The 22377-nt window shown below is 48.3% G+C and carries 22 protein-coding genes and 1 other annotated feature; of the genes, 12 read left to right on the top strand and 10 right to left on the bottom strand.

All coding sequences use genetic code 11. The features are described 5' to 3' along the window. Positions 1–34 precede the first annotated feature (34 nt). The 3 genes from ACHWTJ_RS11060 to ACHWTJ_RS11050 all read left to right on the top strand — a co-directional run bounded on the left by ACHWTJ_RS11060 (position 35) and on the right by ACHWTJ_RS11050 (position 3748). The gene (locus ACHWTJ_RS11060) at positions 35–1180 is read left to right on the top strand and encodes an aromatic acid exporter family protein (protein WP_294742471.1); all 1146 of its coding nucleotides are present in this window, start codon (positions 35–37) and stop codon (positions 1178–1180) included. A 70-nt stretch (positions 1181–1250) separates the two neighbouring features. Further along, positions 1251–1455 (top strand) — a binding site (T-box leader). A gap of 60 nt (positions 1456–1515) precedes the next feature. Then, positions 1516–3165: an aromatic amino acid hydroxylase gene (locus ACHWTJ_RS11055; protein WP_294749884.1), complete on the top strand. Its 1650-nt coding sequence runs from the start codon at positions 1516–1518 to the stop codon at positions 3163–3165. 61 nt (positions 3166–3226) lie between these two features. Further along, on the top strand, positions 3227–3748 hold the full coding sequence (locus tag ACHWTJ_RS11050; RefSeq protein ID WP_394679718.1) for a hypothetical protein: 522 nt from the start codon (positions 3227–3229) through the stop codon (positions 3746–3748). A 63-nt stretch (positions 3749–3811) separates the two neighbouring features. On the opposite strand, the gene ACHWTJ_RS11045 is transcribed toward ACHWTJ_RS11050, so the two are convergent. From ACHWTJ_RS11045 to ACHWTJ_RS11035, 3 genes are all read right to left on the bottom strand, one after another. Further along, positions 3812–4108, bottom strand: coding sequence for an MGMT family protein (locus ACHWTJ_RS11045; protein WP_394679717.1), 297 nt, complete (start codon positions 4106–4108; stop codon positions 3812–3814). Further along, positions 4105–5073 (bottom strand): cation diffusion facilitator family transporter, encoded by a 969-nt coding sequence (locus ACHWTJ_RS11040; protein WP_394679716.1) that lies wholly within the window; start codon positions 5071–5073, stop codon positions 4105–4107. The genes ACHWTJ_RS11045 and ACHWTJ_RS11040 overlap by 4 nt, the downstream gene beginning before the upstream one ends. A 117-nt stretch (positions 5074–5190) precedes the next feature. Beyond that, on the bottom strand, positions 5191–5676 hold the full coding sequence (locus ACHWTJ_RS11035) for a pyridoxamine 5'-phosphate oxidase family protein (protein ID WP_023467736.1): 486 nt from the start codon (positions 5674–5676) through the stop codon (positions 5191–5193). Between the two features lie 163 nt (positions 5677–5839). Between ACHWTJ_RS11035 and ACHWTJ_RS11030 the strand changes: the two genes are divergently transcribed. After that, the gene (locus ACHWTJ_RS11030) at positions 5840–6850 is read left to right on the top strand and encodes an LLM class flavin-dependent oxidoreductase (RefSeq protein WP_023467737.1); all 1011 of its coding nucleotides are present in this window, start codon (positions 5840–5842) and stop codon (positions 6848–6850) included. A 19-nt stretch (positions 6851–6869) separates the two neighbouring features. Here the strand turns inward: ACHWTJ_RS11030 and ACHWTJ_RS11025 are convergent, their stop codons facing one another. Further along, entirely contained in the window at positions 6870–8138 is a 1269-nt protein-coding gene (locus tag ACHWTJ_RS11025) for an MFS transporter (RefSeq protein WP_394679715.1), read from the bottom strand. A gap of 120 nt (positions 8139–8258) precedes the next feature. Here ACHWTJ_RS11025 and ACHWTJ_RS11020 point away from each other — a divergent pair, with 120 nt between their 5' ends. Beyond that, entirely contained in the window at positions 8259–9449 is a 1191-nt protein-coding gene (locus tag ACHWTJ_RS11020) for a helix-turn-helix domain-containing protein (protein ID WP_294747396.1), read from the top strand. A 29-nt stretch (positions 9450–9478) separates the two neighbouring features. Here the strand turns inward: ACHWTJ_RS11020 and ACHWTJ_RS11015 are convergent, their stop codons facing one another. Together ACHWTJ_RS11015 and ACHWTJ_RS11010 are read right to left on the bottom strand one after the other, a co-directional pair. Next, a complete protein-coding gene (locus ACHWTJ_RS11015; protein WP_394679714.1) occupies positions 9479–9658 on the bottom strand; it encodes a hypothetical protein in 180 nt (59 codons plus the stop codon). An 89-nt stretch (positions 9659–9747) separates the two neighbouring features. Then, a complete protein-coding gene (locus ACHWTJ_RS11010; protein WP_294742452.1) occupies positions 9748–11175 on the bottom strand; it encodes a C40 family peptidase in 1428 nt (475 codons plus the stop codon). A gap of 197 nt (positions 11176–11372) precedes the next feature. Between ACHWTJ_RS11010 and ACHWTJ_RS11005 the strand changes: the two genes are divergently transcribed. Next, entirely contained in the window at positions 11373–13085 is a 1713-nt protein-coding gene (locus tag ACHWTJ_RS11005; RefSeq protein WP_294742450.1) for an ABC transporter ATP-binding protein, read from the top strand. Positions 13086–13208: 123 nt separating this feature from the next. Continuing rightward, positions 13209–14069 (top strand): hypothetical protein, encoded by an 861-nt coding sequence (locus ACHWTJ_RS11000; protein WP_394679713.1) that lies wholly within the window; start codon positions 13209–13211, stop codon positions 14067–14069. 62 nt (positions 14070–14131) lie between these two features. Here ACHWTJ_RS11000 and ACHWTJ_RS10995 read toward each other — a convergent pair whose 3' ends face one another. Together ACHWTJ_RS10995 and ACHWTJ_RS10990 are read right to left on the bottom strand one after the other, a co-directional pair. Beyond that, on the bottom strand, positions 14132–15379 hold the full coding sequence (locus ACHWTJ_RS10995) for a lysine N(6)-hydroxylase/L-ornithine N(5)-oxygenase family protein (RefSeq protein WP_394679712.1): 1248 nt from the start codon (positions 15377–15379) through the stop codon (positions 14132–14134). A 77-nt stretch (positions 15380–15456) separates the two neighbouring features. Then, positions 15457–16587 carry a S1C family serine protease gene (locus ACHWTJ_RS10990; RefSeq protein ID WP_294747388.1) on the bottom strand — a complete coding sequence of 377 codons (1131 nt, stop codon included), beginning with the start codon at positions 16585–16587 and terminating at the stop codon, positions 15457–15459. Between the two features lie 209 nt (positions 16588–16796). Here ACHWTJ_RS10990 and ACHWTJ_RS10985 point away from each other — a divergent pair, with 209 nt between their 5' ends. Then, positions 16797–17147 carry a hypothetical protein gene (locus ACHWTJ_RS10985; RefSeq protein WP_023467746.1) on the top strand — a complete coding sequence of 117 codons (351 nt, stop codon included), beginning with the start codon at positions 16797–16799 and terminating at the stop codon, positions 17145–17147. Positions 17148–17185: 38 nt separating this feature from the next. Here ACHWTJ_RS10985 and ACHWTJ_RS10980 read toward each other — a convergent pair whose 3' ends face one another. Further along, entirely contained in the window at positions 17186–17950 is a 765-nt protein-coding gene (locus ACHWTJ_RS10980) for an SGNH/GDSL hydrolase family protein (protein ID WP_294742441.1), read from the bottom strand. Between the two features lie 126 nt (positions 17951–18076). Here ACHWTJ_RS10980 and ACHWTJ_RS10975 point away from each other — a divergent pair, with 126 nt between their 5' ends. Together ACHWTJ_RS10975 and ACHWTJ_RS10970 are read left to right on the top strand one after the other, a co-directional pair. After that, positions 18077–18997, top strand: a complete 921-nt coding sequence (locus tag ACHWTJ_RS10975) for an ABC transporter ATP-binding protein (RefSeq protein ID WP_023467748.1) — start codon at positions 18077–18079, stop codon at positions 18995–18997. Beyond that, positions 18990–19988 (top strand): ABC transporter permease, encoded by a 999-nt coding sequence (locus tag ACHWTJ_RS10970; RefSeq protein WP_294742439.1) that lies wholly within the window; start codon positions 18990–18992, stop codon positions 19986–19988. Before ACHWTJ_RS10975 ends, ACHWTJ_RS10970 begins: the two co-directional genes overlap by 8 nt. A gap of 39 nt (positions 19989–20027) precedes the next feature. On the opposite strand, the gene ACHWTJ_RS10965 is transcribed toward ACHWTJ_RS10970, so the two are convergent. Next, positions 20028–20552 carry a shikimate kinase gene (locus ACHWTJ_RS10965; RefSeq protein WP_394679711.1) on the bottom strand — a complete coding sequence of 175 codons (525 nt, stop codon included), beginning with the start codon at positions 20550–20552 and terminating at the stop codon, positions 20028–20030. A 506-nt stretch (positions 20553–21058) separates the two neighbouring features. Between ACHWTJ_RS10965 and miaA the strand changes: the two genes are divergently transcribed. Next, positions 21059–21985: a tRNA (adenosine(37)-N6)-dimethylallyltransferase MiaA gene (gene miaA, locus ACHWTJ_RS10960; RefSeq protein WP_294742436.1), complete on the top strand. Its 927-nt coding sequence runs from the start codon at positions 21059–21061 to the stop codon at positions 21983–21985. 48 nt (positions 21986–22033) lie between these two features. After that, on the top strand, positions 22034–22282 hold the full coding sequence (gene hfq, locus ACHWTJ_RS10955) for an RNA chaperone Hfq (RefSeq protein ID WP_023467753.1): 249 nt from the start codon (positions 22034–22036) through the stop codon (positions 22280–22282). Positions 22283–22377: the final 95 nt, after the last annotated feature.

Genomic DNA, 22377 nt, shown 5'->3' with positions numbered 1-22377 from the left:
TAGAGGGCATACTGAATAAGAAGGAGGGATGGACATGGGTGGACAATCCTTACAAATCGGACCACGGACCATCAAGACAGGTCTTGCAGTCATCTTGGCGCTGTTGATCAGTAATCTGTTCAACCTTAGCCCGATCCTGCCTGCAATCTCGGCAGCGACGACACTCCTGCCTTCGGTCTATCAGACATGGAAACAATTTCTCGAGGAAGCAGAGGCCAACTTGATTGGTGCCTTTTTGACGTTACTCGCACTTTGGATTTTAGGGGATAATCCGGCGAATCCGCTTGCGATCGGAATCGTCATCATGGCAGCAATCTCGATCTTGCTTGCCTTTGGTTTTGGGCGGACGATTCCACACGTCGTCTTGATGATCATCGTCATTCTTGAGAGTGTAGCGACCGCGACCGAGCCACTTTGGCAAGTCGTCTTGATCCGTTACTTGCTCGTCATGCTCGGGATCGGCTGTGCGCTCGGTATCAATGCGTTGATCTTCCCGCCGCGCTACGGCAATGTCTATTACCAGAAAGCGACGAAACTCTTCGAGAAGCTGCTCGTCGTCACGCGAGCGATTGCCTTTGAAGGCAAGGTCGCCCCGTATCGTGCGGCAATCGATAAGATGGGACGTTCGCTCCTTGAGACACAAAATCTGTTCAACCTACACAAGGAAGAGATTCGAGGAACGCGTCAGAAGCACGCCTCGCTCTTACGGAACCTGTTAATCCTCAAACATATGCAATCGTGCCTTGAACGTGGTGTCGCGACGGCAGAGCGCTTCAGAGAGCGAGAGAAGGCACTCGACTCCATCGCGGACGATCTTCGGAGCGAGTTGTTCTATCACTTGATGCATATCGCTCAGCGCCAGGAGAAGGTCTTACTGACATATGATCTCTTGTTGACGGAAGAACCACTTGCGATGGAGGATCTCGTCAAAGAGAACATCGCCTTCGTCAAACACTCTTTCCTGGACCGCGATGAACTCGAGGAAGAAGTCATCATGGAAATCTTACCGATCGTCGTTTCGATGAACGAGTGGATCCAAGAGCTTGAGGCATTCGAAAAACGGCTCAATGGTGCGCTTCGTCGTCACATCACCTCACTGACGATCGAACAAAAATCAGTCCGTGATAAAACATTTAATCGATTTAAACGTAAAAAAGCCATTGACGAAAGTAAAAAGTAAGCGTATAGTCCTCCTTAACGATACTTTACTTGCTAAAAGCATAACAGTATAACAGCATAACAGAACGAAAGATTAAGCGATGATGAAACCGAAGTAAAGACCATCTCCCTGTTTCAGAGAGCACGTGGCGCTGCGAACGTGTACACAGATGGTGTTGAATTACAGTTTCTGAGCTTCTTGCGTAAGCGAGCGGAGCACACCGTTATCCCAATCATGAGTGACTCAGTCGATGACTGGGTAATCAGGGTGGTACCGCGGCTTTCGTCGCCCCTGTCGAACAATATGTTCGGCAGGGGCTTTTTTGTTATCTCACATTCATTCAAGGGGGAACTCATATGTCTACACCAATCATTCCAAGTCACTTACGTCCACACGTCGCACCACAGCACTACGAAGACTACACACCAACGGATCATGCCGTTTGGAGATACGTCATGCGACTGAATTTAAATACATTACAAGATACAGCACATCCGGCATACCTCGAAGGGCTTGCTGCATCGGGTATCAGCCCGGAACGGATTCCGGATGTGCGTGAGATGACAGCGAACCTAAGCCGTGGAGGCTGGGGAACAGTCGCTGTTGATGGTCTCATTCCTGGCGTCGCCTTCTTCGATTTCCAAGGGCACGGTCTCTTGCCGATCGCGACTGACATCCGGAAGGTCGATAACATTCTTTACACACCAGCGCCAGATATCTTGCATGAAGCAGCGGGGCACGCGCCAATCTTGATGAACCCGGTCTACGCGGAATTCGTTCGACGCTTCGGTGAGATCGGGGCACATGCCTTTAACCATAAAGCTGAGCATGATGTATTCAAGGCACTAAAGAAATTGACGATCGTCAAAGAGAGCCCGTTCTCGACGCCAGCCGACATCGAGCAAGCTGAAGTTGAACTCGCGGAGACACGGACACACGTCAAAGGGATTTCGGAAGCGAACGAAATCTCACGTCTGTTCTGGTGGACGGTTGAATTCGGTCTGATTGGTGATATCGACAACCCACAAATCTATGGGGCAGGTCTTCTATCATCTGTCGGTGAAAGTCGTCACTGCTTAACGGACGCGGTCGTTAAACATCCATTCTCGCTTGAGAAGGCACTTGCGACGAAACATGACGTGACGAGCATGCAAAAAGAACTCTTCGTTTGTGAATCGTTCGAACAGCTCCGCGATGCTCTCGAAGAATTCGCACAGTCGATGTCTTACATCCGTGGTGGTATCCACGGACTGACGAAAGCGGTCGAATCAGGTAACTTATCGACGCTCGTTTTCGACAGTGGTCTCTCGCTCGTTGGTGTTCCTGAAACGCAAGAGATTCACGATTCGCTGCATCTCGTCAAACTAACAGGTCCAACAGCACTTGCTGCGAACGGTGAAGTGTTGACAGGTCAAGGACTGGCAGATCATCCGGAAGGCTTTACACTCCTTCACGGCAAGGAATTGAACGAAGTATTGATGCAAGTCAAAGTCGGTGAACGTCTCGACTGGGCGGAAGGAAATGTTCACGTCACTGGGGAGATCACAGCGATTCAAAATGTCAATGGAAACCGGGCGCTTGTCGTCTTAGAGGCAGCGACGCTTGTAAACGACGGGAAAACGATGACGATGGACCGGATGGAATTGATCGTCGGTGACATCACGTCAGCATTCCCGGGAACGGAAGTTGAAGCACTGAAGCCGATTCCGGAAACGGTCGAGTTCGAACGAATCGAACGTCCGTTGACAGCGGCTGATCCGATCTTCGAAGTCGTCCGCGAGATTCGTGAAGGACGTGCCGGTCGGGAACGGTTGCCGCAACTGATCGACCAGACACTCGTACAGTTACCGGACGCTTGGTTACTCCGTCTTGAATTACTCGAGTTAGCGGATGAAGTCGATCAACCACGTCTGATTGCAGATCTCGAGCGCTTAAAAGCGACGTCTGAGCAGCGAAATGAATTGATCACGCGTGGGATGGCCTTACTCGACGTCGTTCATCAATGAGTCGAACTCCGGTTCTGAACCTGTTAGAATGGAGACATTCGGTAAAAGGGGATGATCGGTTATGACAAATTATTATCAAGACGTAAAGGAATTCCACCGTGTGTTTTCACACCCTGGTGCAATGACGCCAACACCTATGACGGTCGATCGTGGAATCAAACGTTCGACTTGGACGGCGGAAGAAGCGGTCGTTGAGTTCCTGCATCAATCGGCGACGAGTGAAGCGGAATTTCTCGAAGCGATCGAACGTTTCAAGTCAGGACTTGATACAGCGGTCGAAAAATCGCTCCAGATGAAACAACCCAAAACAGATGTCGAACGGCTCGTCGGACAAGGAGATGCCTTGACGGACGCTCTCTACTTCATCATGGGAAGCTTCGTTGAGATTGGGCTTGATCCGGCTCCATTGTTTGAGATCGTCCAGCGTGCGAACATGGCGAAGCTTGGACCGGACGGAAAACCAATCTTCCGGGAATCGGACCAAAAGGTCATGAAACCGGAAGGCTGGCAACCACCAGAACCACAACTCGAAGCAGAAGTACGTCGACAAATCGCTGTAGCTTCGAGTACGTCGAAGGCTTGATTCATGACGATAAAAAGAGAGGGATGACTGGTCTGCGGACCGGTCATCCCTCTCTTGTTGTATCTATTCACTTTTGACTTGATAACGTGATAAATCAAGTTGACGGGCGGTCAGGAATTCGACACCTTCTGCTTCAAGCGCCAGTCGCTGTTCATCGCCTTCAAGCGATAGTTTTCCACCAGCAGCAAGCACACGGTACCATGGTAGACGTTCCGTTTTACTCATACTGTGAAGAATCCGCGCTACTTGTCGTGCGCTACGCGGATGGCCAGCGAGTCGAGCGACTTGCCCGTACGTCATGACCCGACCAACAGGGATCGAACGGATGATGGTCAGGACATCTTGCGTGAATGGTGTCATGTTTCGTCAGAAGCGACGACGTACTGTTGAATCTTATCGTCTTCATCAAATCCGATCGTCACATCGATGATGCCTTGCTGCAGGCGAATCTGCAGTTCGAGACGGTCCTTGATGTCGTCTGCTTGTGCGATCGTCAACGCCGGATCGACCTCGATCTCGACTTCGACATGGAAATGGTCGCCTTCTTTAATAACTTCAAGCTTACTAATATCCTTGACGTCAGGATCCTTCATAATTAGTCCGCCGAGACGTGCTGCCATCGTCTCATCGGCTTCACCCAGTGCACCAGCTGCGTTTTGCAAGAAAACATTTCCGACGACGTAAAACATCATCAGTCCGATTAGGATCGAAGCGATTCCTTCTGCCTGATGGAACGGTGTCACATGCGAGATGATGACGGCAATCATCGCGACGACGCCACCAGCCGTTGCGACCAAATCTTCCAGGAACACAAGGCGTGTTGCGGGTTTCGCTTGTTTGAGTGAGCGGAAGCTGTCGAGAATCAAACGTGGTCCTTTCGAGTCTAACTTCGCATCGTGTGCGATCTCTTGCATCGCTTTGACAAAAACGCCACTCTCCAAAACGACACCAGCGAATAAGACGGATAACGTAATCCAGAAGCCTGTTGATTCGGTTGGTTCAATGATATGGGCGATGCCTTCATGAATCGTTTCGTACGCCATGATACCGACGAAGAGGATGGCACCGAGCAAGACGAGATTGACGAGACGACCGAAGCCGTTCGGGAAACGTTTCGTCGGTGCCTTTTTACTGAGGGCAGAACCGATGAAAACGAAAAATTGGTTGGCAGCGTCCCCGAGCGTATGCATCATCTCCGCGAACATCGCGACATTTCCCGTCAGGACGTAGGCAATTGCCTTGATGATGGCGATGATGGAGTTAACAATGCCTGCCGTCAGCGCCGACCGGTTTCCCCGGCGTAATAATGTAAAAAATTCTCCCATGATTGTACTCCTTTTAGTTAAGTTACGTATTAGTTCATTTTATTATGTTACATCATTTTGAGAAAAACGACTATCTTCACATGAAAAAACCCACGCAAGTTGCGCGGGTTTAACTCGTCAAGACAAGTCGACTGTCTTATTGATTTCGTTCTCATCGTCTTTGCCGACGACTTTCTTCAATACTTGTTTGACGGACTTCGTCGTGTTTCCCGTTTCCCAGTATTCAGCAGCTTCCGTGTTGACCTTGATCAAGACGACTTTCGGATCTTCGTATGTCGTTCCAAGATATGCTTCATAGCGTGGGCTCCAAAGCTCTTTTTTTCGTTCGATGTCTTCGACGAGTTCTGCTGTCCCACGAATCGAGACGTATGATTTGTCGACGTACGCGACGTTGACACTCGGATTCTTAAGTAGTTCTTGGTACTTGTCTGTCTCTTTTGAAGTGAGGAACCAGAGGTCGCCATCAAATTCGATATCCTGTGTCTGCATTGGACGCGATACGAGCCCTTCTGCTGAAATCGTCGTCAGCATCGCTGTTTCGATTTTATCAATCAGTTTCTTGACCGTTTCGACTGCTTCTTGATTCGTAGTATGGGTTGACATGTGACTCCACCTCATTCGTTAGATTTTTATGCTCACTTAGGCATTGTTCCCTGAATTTCAAAATGAAAACGTCCCCATGACGGAAAGAAGCAGTTTCGTTGCACCGTACAACGAGGAGGCGTACAGTGTAGGTACGCATTCGAAAGAAAAAGGAGAGACATACATGAAACTTAGTATTTTAGACCAATCCCCGGTCTCTAAAGGACAATCCCCATCTGATGCCTTACACGAAACAGTCGAGCTCGCAAAAATCGCGGACGAACTCGGTTATCATCGTCTGTGGGTATCTGAGCACCACTTCGCGAAAACACTGGCGGGTTCAAGCCCGGAAGTCTTGATTGCCTACATGGCGGCGGTGACGAAACAGATTCGTCTCGGTTCAGGCGGTGTCATGTTGCCGCATTACAGTGCCTATAAAGTCGCAGAGAACTTCCGTGTCCTTGAAGGTCTTGCACCGAACCGGATCGACCTTGGACTCGGTCGGGCACCGGGCGGTATGCCGCTTGCGACACGTGCGTTGCAAGAAGGATCGTCACCACGTTTTGGTGGAGCCGATTACGGCGAACAACTCGATGATCTCGTCGATTACTTGAAAGACGGAGCACCTGCCGGACATCGGTTCGCGGGACTCGTCGCAACACCAGAAGTCGATACGACACCAGAAGGCTGGTTGCTTGGATCAAGTGGGGGTAGTGCCTTGAACGCCGCACAACGCGGATTCGGATTTGCTTTTGCTCACTTCATCAATGGACAAGGTGGACAAGAAGTGATGGACTACTACCGTCATAACTTCATGGCGACGTCGTTCAATGAGACACCACAAACGCTCGTCTCGATCTTCGTGACGTGTGCTGAAACGACGGAAGAAGCAGAACGGTTAGCTTCAAGCCTGGATCTGTCACTACTCTTACTTGAAAAAGGGGTCTCGTCGACAGGAACGCCAACTCCAGAAGAGGCAGCGGCGTATCCGTATACGTTCCAAGACCAATTCCGAATCGCTGAAAACCGGAAGCGGATGATCGTTGGTAACCCGGAATCCGTTGCAAAACAATTGCAAGAGCTCGCTGATTCGTACGGGACAGACGAAGTAATGATCGCTTCGATGATCGCTGACAAGGAAGCAAAACAACAATCATTAAAATTGATCATGGATGCCGTCAAAGCGACGGTCTGACCGATACGCACGTCCTTTCTCACGAAGTGAGGGAGGACGTGTTTTTTGCGTCTGCTACAGGAATGCTCTCGGATAAGATGTCTTTACGAAGTCGAAGGAATCCGAATGATGCAGCACCGAATAAGCCGACTGTACCGACTCCAAGTAGCACGATGATAGATACATGATCACTGAGTAAACCAAACAATAGGGTACCAATCGGCATCATCGCCATCGCGACCGATTCCAGCACGCCGATGACACGTCCGAGGTATGCCGGATCGGTCTGTTTTTGAACGATGAGCTGTAGTGGAATATTCATCCGTAAGACGAGCATGCCGTCGATGAACAATAGAATCATGAAAAAAGGTAGTAGTAGAGCAGGTTGAACATAGCCGAGTAGGGCAAGTGCAGGAAGCGCATAACAAGAGGCGATTAAAAAGAGCGACTCGAATATCGTGCGTAACGGACGTTTCACCGTAAAGCGAGGTAAGGCAAGAAGCAACGAAGCGACAAGAAGACCGGCACCGAGTGCGGACTCGACCAGTCCAAACCGAAATGGTGTGAATTGCAGTCGATCGAGCAAAATGATCGGTAACAAGATTTCAAAAGCGACAAAAAAGAAGTTCAGGACGATCGCCATCAGGACGAGTGTCGTCAAGACTGGTTGACGGAACAGATAGCGGTAGCCCTCTTTAAACTCCGAGACGAAAGACAGCGTATCGGTAGTAGCTAGAGGAGAAGTATCCACTGCAAGAAAGCGGAGGCGGCTATTCCACCAGGCAGCAGAAGCAAACAAGAGGAACGGTAAGATCAAGAATTGCGTGATGGAGACAGTGGCGATAAGCAATCCCGCAACGAGTGGAGCGGTGATCGTTGAGGTCGATTGAATCGTTGAGAAGAGCGCGTTCCCGCGTTGTAACTCCTCTTCTGCTACAAGTCGCGGTAACGAGCTTGATAAGGTGACGGACAGGAACGTTGACAGGCTCGTCAAGAGGACACTCGCAACGATGTAATGAACGGTATGTAGAGGGGCTTGTAGCGAATAGAGCAAAAGTCCAAACAAGACGAGTGCACTTAAGCTTTCGGTCATGACGATGATTCGTTTGCGGTTCCAGCGATCAGCAAGGACACCAGCAACCGGTGAGAGTAAAATTCGTGGCACTGATCCTGCAAGCAGGACGAGCGCAAACTGAAAACCAGACGATGTTTCCCGTAAGACGGTCAGTCCGGCGACGAAGGTGAATAGACTAGCCGCAAATAACGAACAAAACTTTCCAAATAAGACACGCTTTAAATTAAATGACATCATGTTCACTCCTTTAGAGTTAAATTTTATTGAACTTTAGTGTAGGATAAAGGAGTGGAAGAAAAATGTAAAGATAAAGTTCAATATAATTTAACTTTTATGATAAAAGGAGTGACCAGTGTGTTAGGGGAACGTATCAAACAGATCCGAAAACAGAAAAAAATGACACAAACGGACGTTGCGACCGGCATCATCACGAAGTCGATGCTCAGTATGGTTGAGAATGGGAAGGCGACACCGTCTGTACCCGCATTACAGGCGATTGCTAGGCGATTACAGGTGACAGTCGAAGAATTAATGCTCGATCCGCGAGATGTTCAGATGCGGGAACTCATCGAAACAATCCGTTCACGGCATACCCCATATTTTTCAGACGAAAAAATTCAGGAACTTCTAGAACCTTACTTGGTTCCGGAAACGACTTCCTATTGGCAAGGGCAGGTCTACCATAAATACGGCGATGCCCTCCGAGCGTCTGACCCGGAGCTTGGTTTGACATATTACGAGAAAGCAGAGCGAATTTTTCAACTGCTCGGTCGTCAAGATGAGCAGTTGCTCGTTCAGATCTCGACAGTCTATTTTTTATTCAATCTCAAACGGACGAAGGAAGCGTACGAGCTGATCGAAGCAATGGATGTACCACGCGAGATTCCGCTGGCGCCGAAAACCTATTTAAATTTCCAAATCCTTCGTGCGCTACGGGCGAGTTTGTTTGATGATCATTACGCAGAAGCGATTGCCTTATTGCGTGAAGGTGTTCAATACATGCGGGAGCAAGACGTCTATTATCATGTCATTTCGTTTCAACGTTTCCTCGGACTGTTTTTATATCTAGAAGGGGAAATCGAGCAATCACAGCAAGAGTTTGATCGATTGGAACAATTTTTTGCCTTTAGTGAAACGACTGCCGTCGGACGGATCGAAGTCGATTTGACGAAAGGACTCATCGCGATTTTTGAAAACGATACAGACGGCATGCAAATGGCGTGGGAAAAACTCGTCACTGTGGCGATCGACGACGCGAAGCATTACATCGGACAACTCGAAGTCCATCTCCTTGTCAACGGCATTGAATTACCGAATCAGACGCTTCAGCAGAGCGTCGATAAGATATGGGCGATGCAAGATGCGTGGCTTGCCGCAAGTGGATTCGACCAAGCGATGATGTTACAGACGCTTGTACTAGCGATGCAACGAGGAATTGGTCAGGAACGGCTGGAGGATGTCTTGCGATTGAAAGATAACCTTCAAAGTGAACGCCTCAAAGGCGATCTTGATCGAGAGATACAAGCGTTGGTTAAGGTTCAATGACGAAAAAACAGGCATGAAGCGAGTGCGTTTCATGCCTGTTCGCGTGAGGATGTCGTTCTTCTGAAAATCAATAAGACGCATGCAAGTGTCGAAACGACGAGATGCCCGATGTAGACGTCCCCCGTCTGGATATAATGCAAGAACATCGAACCACCAAAAATTAATAAGGCAAGAAAGAGAAGTCGGACATAAAATGTTTTGTAAGACAAGCAGACACATCCTTTCTATATCCAGTATATCCCAAATAAAAGTGGTAACACAAAAAAACATCCATCCCGAAGGATGGATGAAGGATGCCTTAAAGTGATTTAAAGCCTAACAGTTTTTGAGTCCAGTAGCGCTCTGAAAGACGACTGATACCTAGAGCAGGTTCATTCGCATGAATGAACTGATCATTGTTCAGCATGATGCCGATATGTGTTGGACCAGCAGCATAGGTGTTTTCGAAGAAGATGATATCGCCGCGTGCTGGCTGACGCAGCTTCGAAAGCTTCGCCCCAAGATACCGGTCATCGTTCCAGTAACCGTTGACGTTCGTCCGTCCGACAGAATAGCCAGCGGCATTCAACGTATAATTGACGAAGCCAGAGCAATCGAATCCACCGTTGACTGGATTACTAGATCCCCAAACGTAAGGGGTTCCGAGATATTGTTGCCCGATTGAGATCGCGCGTTCCATCAATGTCGAACCAGGGACGGATGTCACAGGTGGTGGTGTGACCGGAGGCGTCGTCGTGACGGAGCCCGTCGTGATATAACTTTTTGCGACATAGTAGAGTCCTGTTCCAATCTTGATCTGATACCAGCCGCTATCTTTTCCTGTCGTTTCACCTGTGACGTTGACAGTTGACGCATGCGCGACTTGTGTGAAGATGTTTGAAGATGTTGAGGGTAGCGTACGTACATTCAGTCCTGTCGGTGCATTGACGCGATACGTCTTCGAAGCATCAACCGGCGTCACAGAGACTCCGGGAGTCGTCGGTGTTGTTGGTGGCGAAGCTTTTGTTGAAACTTTGACATAGGTTGAGGCAACATACGCTTCTTTTCCGTCGAGCTTGACTTGGTACCACGAATCAACGGCACCTGTCACATCAAGAATCGTCTCGTGTGGTAATGTTTTGTAGATTTTAGCGCTTGTCGCTGCGGCAGTCCGTGCGTTTAGTCCTTCCTTTGCGTTAACCGTATAGACCTTCGAACGATCAACCGCTTTAATGACGTTCTTGACGGGTGTCGTCGTAGCAGGTTTTGACGTAGACGTTACTTTCACTGTCTTTTTATCAACTAATGATGCATGGATAAAAGCTACTTGCTTCTTATACGTGATTTGATACCAATCACCAGATTTTTTCTTAACAGTCAACACGCTGTTCTTTGCGAGTTTGCCGAGTGATTTTGAGCTCGTCGTTGCTTGTTGACGGACATTGACAGCATCGGTATTCGTTATGTAGGTCGTTGATGTCGTAGTCTTTACTGTCGTCGCTTTGACGTATGCTGAAGTGATAAAGGCTGGTTTTGACTGGTAACGGATTTCGTACCAGCTGTTGACTTTCTTAACTGCTGCCAGCTTTGTCCCTTTTTTCAGTGTCGTGATGACCTTTGCGGAAGTTGAGGCAGCCGAGCGAATGTTGACGTTATCCGTCAAAGTTAAAGTCGTTGACGCAGCAGAGACAGGTCCGCTTGAACTGATCAAAGCAATCGTCGTGAGAGCGAGAAATGTCTTCTTCACGTGACATAGCTCCTTCCAATAGAAATAGGTAAAAATCGTTGTTACCATTTTGTCATAAAAAATGACGATTCCCCTGATTTTAAAATATATTTTTACTCTAAAAAACTATGCGATTGTTTTAAGCAAAAATGAATAGTTCGATACAGTATTTTCAAAAAAGTTCGAGTACACTAGGAGTATTCGGAAGGAGGCTACACATGTTACGCCGTTTTTATCAGTATTATATCCCGCACAAACGATTATTCTGGCTTGATTTCATATCTGCCTTATTCGTCGGGGTGTTAGAACTTGCTTTTCCACTCGCTGTCAAGTGGTTCATCGACTCCTTGTTGCCAAACGGTGAGATGAACTGGATCATTCTCGTCAGCGTCGGACTATTAGCACTTTACATCATCAGTACGTTGATGCAGTTTGTCGTCAACTATTTTGGGCATAAGCTCGGAATCAACATCGAGACCGATATGCGTCGTCAACTGTTCAGCCATGTTCAGAAACAGTCGTTCCGTTTCTTTGATAATACGAAGACGGGGCATATCATGAGCCGGATCACGAATGACTTGTTTGATATCGGGGAACTTGCCCATCACGGTCCGGAAGATGCCTTCATTGCCGTCATGACATTGCTTGGTGCATTCTCGATCATGTTGACGATCAACGTTCCGCTTGCCCTCGTGACGATCATCGCCGTACCGTTCCTGATCTGGTTGATCAGTTATGCGAACGTCCGAATGAATAAATCGTGGGACCGGATGTATGGGAATATCGCGGAAGTCAATTCACGTGTCGAGGACAGCGTCTCCGGTGTCCGCGTCGTCCAGTCGTTCACAAACGAAGCTTACGAAATCGAGCGTTTCGAAAAAGACAACGCGACGTTCCGGCAGTCAAAGATTAATGCGTACAAGGTCATGAGTAAGAGTCTATCCGGCATCTACTTGACAACCCGTTTGATGACGCTCGCCGTCTTAGTCGTCGGTGCCTATTTGACGTACCGTGGCTCCTTGTCTGCAGGGGAACTCGTCGGCTTCATTCTCTATATGAATATCCTGCTGAAGCCAATCGATAAGATCACGGCATTGCTTGAGATGTACCCGAAAGGAATGGCCGGATTTAAGCGATTCCTCTCAATGATTGATGAAGATGAATCGATTCCGAATGTGCCAGACGCACTCGTTGTTGATCGGTTGAATGGTGGCATCGTGTTCAAGGATGTCGCGTTCGGTTATGAAGCCAATCGTCTTATTCTAGAGAATATCAATCTGGCAGTCGAACCAGGTCAAACCGTCGCGTTCGTCGGAACATCGGGAGCAGGGAAGACGACAATCTGTTCATTGATCCCACGTTTTTATGATGTCTTAGACGGAGCCATCACGATTGATGGAATCGACATCCGGCAGATGACGAAGGAGTCTCTGCGGCAACAAATCGGGATCGTCCAACAGGATGTCTTTTTGTTCTCAGGGACGATCGCTGAAAACATCGCTTACGGTGATCTGAATGCGACGCAAGAAGACATCGTGCAAGCAGCAGAACGTGCTCATCTCGGTCCGATGATTGCGGATCTACCTGATGGATATGCGACACAAATCGGCGAACGCGGACTCAAACTGTCGGGTGGACAAAAGCAACGACTCGCGATTGCACGGATGTTCCTGAAGAACCCGCCGATTCTGATTCTCGATGAAGCAACGTCTGCGCTTGATACGGAAACGGAAGCACTGATTCAAGAATCACTTGCCGAGTTGTCTGAGAACCGGACGACACTCGTCATCGCCCATCGCTTAGCAACGATCCGAAATGCCGATAAGATTTTCGTCGTCACGAAAGACGGAATCGTCGAAGAAGGCTCGCATGACGAGTTGATGGATCAAGGTGGTTACTTCTCCCGTCTGTTAGAGAGACAACGAGTGTGAATCGATTTTGAAGAAGGGAAAGCAATGGACATGTTCCGTTGCTTTTTTTGTTCGTTCAAAAATAAGGTTGTGTAAACTAATTTTAGGGAAAACGATTTATAGAAAAGAAGGTGAGGTGGAAAGATGTACGGTCAATTCTGTGAAAACTACGACGAGAGTTATCCCGTCTTGCGGGAAGAGACGTCACATGATTTCCATCGTTTTTTTGCGCTGTCGTATACCATTCACGATACCGTCTTTGAGCAGACTGTCTACGAACGTCTGATGCGAACGATCAAACAAAAGACAACGCGTTTTTCAGCGCTTCGGAGTCGCTATACACCGTTGCTCGTTGCCCATGTGCAACTCAATAGCACGGATCCTGATGTCCTCATCGAAGAAATCATCGTTGCGGAAAAGAAGATTAAACATCGATTGATTCGTGATAAAGGAGTCCGGCCCTTCTTTGCACTGAACGAAGTGCTGAACCGTCGACAAGGTATTGATGCCTTTCCCTACATGGAACGCTTGCATGCGACACGACCTCATCTAAATGCTGCGAAACAGTATGTCGTGACATCGACCTTGCTTGAACAGCAGCCATTACCAGAGGAATTTTTAGAGCGTGTCGATACATCGGAAGAATGGCTCGCGCAATATATGGAACGGACGAGCGAACGTGTCATTACAGCGCAAATCTTAGCTTCGCATCCGGATGCGTCAGCACAACAGGAACGAATCATTGCGTGGAGGGAGCTGTTAGAACGGCGCGAAATCATCATTTGGGATCGTTTGATGCCACTCCTTGCATTACTACCATCGATGGAACGCGTCGACTGGATTTACGTGACCCGCATCGTCGACCGGGAACGGGCACGGAATCGTTTTTCAGATGAGGTCAACTGGTTGATTGCCTTTCATCTCTTACTAGCTAAATCAGGAGTGACACGGGTTCAGGCTACGTTATTATTACTTGCGGCACTCGAGTTGACGAAAAAACCGTAAATGAAAACGAACGAGGAGTGGCGCATGCCATTCCTCGTTCGTTTGGTTTATCCTCAAGTGACTTAATCGAACGTCGTAAACGTCGCATGTCGTTCGACCGGATAAAGTTCCGTACCCGCGACCGCGTTTAAGATCAATTGGTTCCGTGAGACGGACATGCCGAGATTGTCAGCTGCTGGACCATGTGATAATTCTAAGTTAGCGGTTGCATACAGATGATGTGCCGTCTCGGTCGAACGCACGATTTGGTAGTCCGCATCGACTTTCCAAGCATGTGGTGCTTCGAACACGATATCAAGTCGATCAATGAAGCTTGGAAGGGATGGCGAAAAACCGGTCGCCGCGATGACAGCATCTGTTTTAGACGAACGTTCATCATTGAGTTCTTGGTGTTTCATCGCGATCGTGAACCGTTCATCGTACGTGATCTCTTTCACTTCAAGATTCGCGCGAATCGCGACTTTTTGCTGTTCCTCTTCCGTCAAATCATAAAGGTGAGCATAGATTGATTGTAAAGTCTCAGGACTGATGCCGTTCTGAGAACGGGCGAACTTCTTGACCGACTCTTGTCGAACTGCGAGTGGGAGCTGATTGAAGTATGTCACATAACTCGGTGAAAAAATTTCTTCGCCGAGTTTGCCGGTCTCGAGTGTCTCAAACAGTGTCGAACGCGCGATCCACTCGAGTTCAGGACGCTCTGGAGCAGGTGTCGTCAAGAGATCGAGGAAGATCTCGGCAGCGCTTTGACCAGATCCGACGATGCTGATTTTTTTTCGTTGTAGCAATTCTGCTTTTTTCATGACATATTGCGTATTGTGAATGACACGCTCGTCAAACGTGTCCGGAATCGCAGGTTTTGAACCGGTTCCGATGACGACGTTTCGTGCTTCGAAGGTTTCCCGTTTACCGGTCGTGACATCTTCGACGAGGACCTCGAAACTATCACCAGTGTCTTGCACATCGACGACACGGGTTGAAAATCGTAAATCGTCAAGCTGTGTCGCAACCCAACGTAAGTAATCATTGTAACCTTGTCTTGAGATTAGAAGTTTTTCGTAGAAGTAAAACGTATGAAGACGGTGGATCGACCGTAAGTAATTGAGGTAAGAAAAAGTGCTCGTCGGATCAGCAAGTGTGACGAGATCGGAGATGAAGCTTGTCTGCATCATCGAGTCTTGGATCATCATACCGGGATGCCAGGAAAATTGTTCACTTTCGTCAAAAAATAACGTCTTTAATTCCGTCGGATGCGCGAGTGCACTCAACCCTAAATTCATCGGACCAATACCGATGCCAATTAAGTCATACATAGAAAAAGCCTCCCAATTCGATATTGTTCTAAAACAATACCCGAAAAGGAAGGCGAACGAAACGTCAGACTGAAGGTTTACAGCTGGTCGGTCGTTGTTGTTTTGGTTTCCACTGTCATCGTTTTTCCGTCACGAATGATCGTCAATGAAAGTGGACCGTCTGATTTGATAAGTGCCGTTTTGATGTCGACGAACCCTTTAATCTCAGAGTCGTTGATTTTCGTGATGACGTCACCTGTTTTCAGTTTAGCGGCAGCAGCTGGACTGTTCGGTTCGACGGACATGACGACGACACCTGTTTTTTGACTGTCTGGTAAGTTGACTTGATCTTTTAGATAACCGGCAGGAAATGCGGAGACATCTTGTAAGGAAACACCAAGTGTTGGATGTTCAACTTTACCGTTCGTCTCAAGTTGTTTAAGGATTGGTAACGCATCATCGATTGGAATACTGAAACCGACCCCTTCAACACCCGACTCAGCGATTTTCATCGAGTTGATGCCGACGAGTTGCCCTTGTTCATTGATCAAGGCACCACCAGAGTTACCAGGATTAATAGCGGCGTCCGTCTGGATGACCGTCGTATTGAAGTCGTCTTGACCATCGTTATTCGTATCGACCGGTACAGTCCGGTCTTTTGAACTGACGATTCCGCGGGTAACGGAGTTTTGGAATTCACCTAGCGGATTACCGATCGCTAGAACGGTCTGTCCGGCTTTTAAGTCAGCCGATTTACCGAGTGTGATGACGCCTGGAACATCGTTTGCGTCGACTTCTAATACAGCTAAGTCATACGTTTCGTCACTACCGAGTAATTTAGCGTTCAGTGTTTTGCCGTTGTTAAGCGTGACATCGAGTTTCGATGCGCCATCAACGACGTGATGGTTCGTGATGATGTATGCTTTTCCATTCTCCTTTTTATAGATGACACCAGATCCTGAGCCGGCAGCTGCTTCTTTTTGTGACATCGAATTACCAGTTTGATAATTTGTTACCGTCACGACGGATTTCTGGGCAGTGGCGACTGCATTCGTCACTGGATCATTTGATGTCGTCGAGACTTGTTTCGGCATCCCGTTTGAGAGTGGTGTATCCGCGACCTGTTGTTCTTGGTCGAGCAAGATTGGAAACGCAATCGTCGCCGTCAGAACGGCACCGATGATTCCTCCAGTCAATCCAGGTAGTAGTCCTTTTGTTTTTCCAGCCATAAGTCGTCATCCCTTCCTGTATGATTTCTGACTTCATCATAGCAAATGAAGTGACTTATCACCTGATTACGGGAGACATTCCGAAATGACTCATCATTCCCCATAATTCGACGACAATTTCTAAAAGTTGAGATAATCGGGTCAGTTCGATACACTGAAACTGTTTCGAAAGAATCCGTAAAGTGGAAAGAAAGAGAGAGTGAAAGATCATGCTATTACGTCTAGTCTATGGAGCTGGATTACTGTTTGCGGGAGTTGGTCATTTCCGCAACGAGAAGGGGTTCGTCAGCATCATGCCGTCGTTCATTCCGTTCAAACGCTTCTTCGTCCAAGTAACAGGTGTCATCGAGATCGCTTACGGTCTCATGCTGTTGACAGGAAAAGGAGTACATCTCGTCCGTAAGACGCTACCTGCCTTCTTGTACGCGGTATTACCGGCAAACGTCAACATGGCTGTCAATCCGAAGCCGATTAATGGAAAACGTCTTCCGTCTTGGTTGCTTTGGACACGGTTGCCGCTCCAATGGGGCCTCGTCTCACTTGCGAAACGTCTGAAATGAATCGGAACAAAAAGCCGCCACTTGGGCGGCTTTTTGTTTTAGAAACGTTTATTGACAGCAAGTAATGCGGCTTTTGCAATCTCTTCGTAGGTAGAGTCGTTCGGATGGAACTGGTCGCTTGATAAATCACGTTTGACGTCGCGGACGAGATTGAACGTGTCGATGATCTCGACGTCATATTCGATCCCTAGCGTTCGGGATTTAGCATTCCAGTCTTGTACGATTGCATCGAACGCTTCACCGTTTTCCGTCGCGCGGAAAGGATTATAGAGTCCGACATAGAAGATGACAGCATCCGGGTTTTGTTCACGCAGGATCCGGAATGTCTTGTTCAAATTGTCTTGGGCTTTCGTAATCGTTGCAGCCGTTTTCTTCGCATTGAAGTTTGAGACACCTTCGCCACGATTGAACAAGTCATTCCCACCAATCGTCACCGAGATGACTTTCGCTTGACTGATCGAACGTAGTACTTCTTTTTGTTTGAGTTGTTTCAATAAATCTTCCGTCCGGGCACCACTGACAGCAAGATTCTGGAAACGCTCGACCGTGTTCGCTTTGACAAGGTCGCGTCCGACAAGAGCAGCATAACTATTACCGTTCGATGCTCCGACACCACGCGTCAAGGAATCACCAAGCGCAACGTACGTTCCGCCTTTTTTGACAGGTTCTTCCTTCGTCGGTGTGAGGACGGCACGCTTCGGTGGTTTGACGACGTCACTATAGGCGTTGACGAAACCGTAACCGAACAGCGCGGTCAGTAAGAGTGAAACGGTTAAAAACAGGGGCCAGCGTAATCGCTTCATGAACGTTCCTCCTTCTAGGTTCTATCCTGATTGTAGCAAATGTTGAAAGAATGTGCGGAAATGAAGTGTTCTGACAAGTCAAATGATTCATTATTCCGCTAGAATAGACAATAAGAGGTGAGAGACGTGAAACCAACAGTGAAATTAGAAGGTGTAACAAAGGTGATCGGAAAAAAGACGATCATCGATAATATCTCGTTTGAAATTCAACCGGGTGAGGTCTTCGGCTTCCTTGGACCGAACGGGGCAGGGAAAACGACGACGATCCGGATGCTCGTCGGACTGATCAAACCGACGTCCGGTAAAATCACAGTCTGTGACTTCGACGTCCGTAAACAGTTCGTCCAAGCGATGGAGCGAATCGGTTCGATCGTTGAGAACCCGGAGTTGTATAAATATTTGACGGGTCGCGAAAATTTACAAGTCTTCGCCCGGATGTTACCGAATGTCGACGAGGCAAGGATTCAAGAAGTCATCGATCTCGTCGATTTGACGGCGCGGGTCGACGATCAAGTCCGAACATATTCGCTCGGGATGCGTCAGCGTCTTGGCATCGCACAAGCATTACTCGGACGACCAAGCGTCTTGATTCTCGACGAACCGACGAATGGTCTCGATCCGATGGGAATTCGGGATTTACGTCAATTCATCCGCCGGCTCGTCGAGGAAACGGGACTATCGGTCCTCGTCTCGAGTCATATCCTCGCTGAAATCGAGATGCTCGCCGATCGTGTTGCGATCATGAGTTACGGTAAAATCGTCCAAGTCGGAACGGTCAAGGAACTAGTCGAGTCGCTTGCTCCTGGCGTTGACTGGCGTGTCGATGATGCCTTCAAGGCGAACGAGATTTTATCGGCTTCTGATTTAGTCCAAGTATCCGAAGTCGTCGATGCGAATACGGTCCATACTTTGATGGATGCTAGTAAAACCCCGGCACTTAATAAGCAGCTGCTCGAAGCAGGTGTCGAAGTCTGGACGATTGAACGAAAAGTCCAGACGCTTGAAGATCTGTTCATCACATTAACGGGAGGCGATCACATTGCGTAATCCGAACATGGTCGGTCTCGTCCGAAATGAAGTCACGAAAATCGCTTCGAAGCGTCGTTTTGCTGTCGTTGCGATCATCCTTGTTGTCCTCGTCTCAATGTTTACGTACGCACAGTACCGAGACATTCAAGAGCAGATCAAAAAGCAAGGAACACTTGATTGGCGGGTTGAGCTTCAACAAGATATCGTCGATACACAGAACCGACTTGCTTCTAGCAGTATTCAAGACGAGTTCCGTCAGTTCCTGGAATTTGATTTAAAACAAAATCAGTACTATCTCGATAACGACATCAACCCAAACTATCCGGGAGCCCCGACGTTCATTCGGATATTCTTCTCGCAAGGATTGACGCTGATCTTACCACTGTTCATCATCGTCATCATGGCGGATATCGTCAGCGGGGAACAAAATGACGGAACGATCAAGACATTGCTGTCGCGACCGGTCCGGCGCTGGAAGATTCTCATGGCGAAATGGTTGACGGTGTTACTTTATACATCGATGCTGATGGCATTGACCGTCGTCGTCTGTTATGCGATATCTGGGATCGTCCTCGGCTATGACGGCTGGACCGCACCGATCTTGACCGGATTCCAAGCCTCACCGAGCGGTACGTTTTCAACCGAATTCGTGCATACGTTACCGATGTGGGAATATCTATTAATGGCGGTCGGTCTAGCCTGGATCGTCACAGCTGTTGTCGGAACGATCGCCTTGATGGTTTCTGTTCTCGTCAAAAACACAGCGACCGGAATCGGGATCATGATGGCAGTCTTGATTTCCGGTACGTTACTGACGACACTCGGTTCGAGCTGGACGAGTTCGAAATATCTCGTCAACGTCAACTTTGGGTTGATTAACTACCTCGACGGTCAAGCCCCACCCATCGAAGGAATGACACTTCCGTTCTCGCTTGCTGTCCTCGGTTGTTGGACGGTCGCGGCACTAATCGTTGCCTTCTGGAACTTCACGCAAAAAGATATGTATTAAGACAGACGGGTCCACCTGAAAAGGCGGACCCGTTTTTCATTATTTGTAAGGCGGTTTGTCGTATGTTTCCATTATTTTTTGATACTGAAGCTGCGTCGGTAACGAAGCGTCGAGTATCAGAACAGGAGAAACCGACCGTTCCATTTGATGTTGGTGTTCCGCGAACGTGCCAATCATCTTGGGGTCCTTCGCCGTATGATACGTCCGGCACCAGTCGAGGAACTCATTGGATCCTGAAAAGTCAGGATAACGTGCTGCTTCGCGTGCGATGAGCCGTTCCATCCGGATCGATTCGTCGAGCGACAGGAAGACAAGCAAGTCTCGATTGGTGAAACCATCCGGGTGCCAGGCGAAGACGGAACCTGAGACGACATAGTCACGGTAAGACAGTATATCGGCTTCATACATCGAAAATCGCTCGGAGACGTCACGTTTTTCAGTGAACTTCGTATCTTTCCAGAGATAATGGTCAGTATCAATCCACGCAATCCTTTCGGATTGTGCAATGAAGGCGCCTAGTGTACTTTTTCCGGTGCCAGACCCACCAATGATTTGAATGCGCACGAAAACCACCTCCTTTCGAAATAATCGCCTAACACGAAGAACAGGCCCGGGCATGATGCCGGACCTGTTCTGTGGAAGAAGGAAATCTTCCTATGTCGCCTCGTGCAAGCACAAGACATGGAATCGAGAGGCAGTGCCTCTAATAGGAAGCCGATGCAGGTCAGCCTCCGCGCTACGTACCAATCGTACTTTTATCATACTGATTCCAAGAATTGGTGTCAAACCTGCTCGAAAGGGTTTACAAACTGTTCAAAAAGTCAAAAGAGAGAATAACGATGACTAGAGGAGGAACGACCATGGCAGATTGGGGCATCATGCTGACAGGCGTCGTCATTTGTGGGTGGTGCATTTTTAGTGCCATCTACGACGATTTCATCCGTCGCGTATAAGACGAGTAAACGTGAACCGTCCGAGTGGGCGGTTTTTTTCATGGATTTTTTTAACCCGAGTAAATGGCTATGGTACACTCGAAGCAGAACGAAAAGATAGAGAATGGGTGAGAAAAAATGAAGAAACAACCAGTCATCGTCATCGTCGGACCGACGGCAGTCGGAAAAACGAAGACAGGCATTGAACTAGCAAAACGACTAAACGGAGAAGTCTTATCGGGAGACTCCGTCCAAGTCTATCAAGGGATGGACATCGGATCAGCAAAAGTGACGACAGAAGAGATGGAAGGTGTGCCGCACCACTTGCTTGATCTCGTCACACCAGACGACGAGATGAGTGTAGCGCGCTTTCAGACGGTTGCCCGAGCGACGATCGATGAGATCGCGAGTCGTGGTAAGTTACCGATCATCGTCGGTGGAACAGGGCTTTATATCCGGTCGATTTTATATGATTACCAGTTCACCGAGCAGGCGGAGGATCCAGCCTTACGGGCTGAACTCGAAGCGTATGCGGCGACACATGGAGCGAATGCATTGCATGACCAGTTGAAAGAACTCGATCCGGTGCGCGCTGAAGCGATTCATCCGAATAACATTCAGCGAGTCGTTCGGGCGATTGAGGTCGCGCGGACGGGTCAGACACAAACGACTGGTAGTAAGCCAGCACTTTACGAGAGTCTGTTGTTCGTCTTACACATGGAAGACCGCGATCGCTTGTATGACCGAATCGATCAGCGGGTAGATTTGATGGTCGCTAGTGGACTTCTAGAAGAAGTAGCGCGCCTAAACGCTGCCGGGTATCGACAAACGAAGGCGCTGCAAGCAATCGGTTATAAAGAAATGTTACCGGTTCTTGACGGGGCACCACTTGAACCTGCCGTCGACATGCTAAAACGAAACACGCGACGTTTTGCCAAACGTCAATTGACGTGGTTCCGTCATCAATTTGATGGCGTTTGGGTAGATATGGGAAAGTTTTCATTTGAAGAAACGTTCAAAATTATCTATGATAGAACTGTAGAGTTTCTGAAAGCGGTTAAATAAGAGTTGCCCGAAGACAGAAACAGATAAAAAGAGGGGGCACGGGGAATCATGAAAGCGACATACAACATTCAGGACGTCTTTTTAAATCAATTACGGAAAGATGCAGTCCCGACAACGGTTTTCTTAATCAGCGGATATCAATTACGGGGGCTGATCAAGTCATTCGATAACTTCACAGTCATCTTGGAGTCGGAAGGCAAACAGCAATTGATCTATAAACACGCAATCTCGACGTTCGCACCAGCGCGCAACGTGACGTTATATGAGCAAGAAGAGACACAAGAAGTCTCTCGCTAATGAAAAAGACGACCGGGGGGTCGTCTTTTTTTAGGCGTCATTCAGGTGTGACGCTTTGCAAGTGAAGCAAAAATAATAGCTGCTTCACTCCATCA

This window comes from uncultured Exiguobacterium sp. (assembly GCF_964277885.1).
GTDB lineage: Bacteria > Bacillota > Bacilli > Exiguobacteriales > Exiguobacteriaceae > Exiguobacterium_A.
Note: the sequence above shows the minus strand (reverse complement) of the source record. Positions and strands in the feature narration are given on the sequence as shown.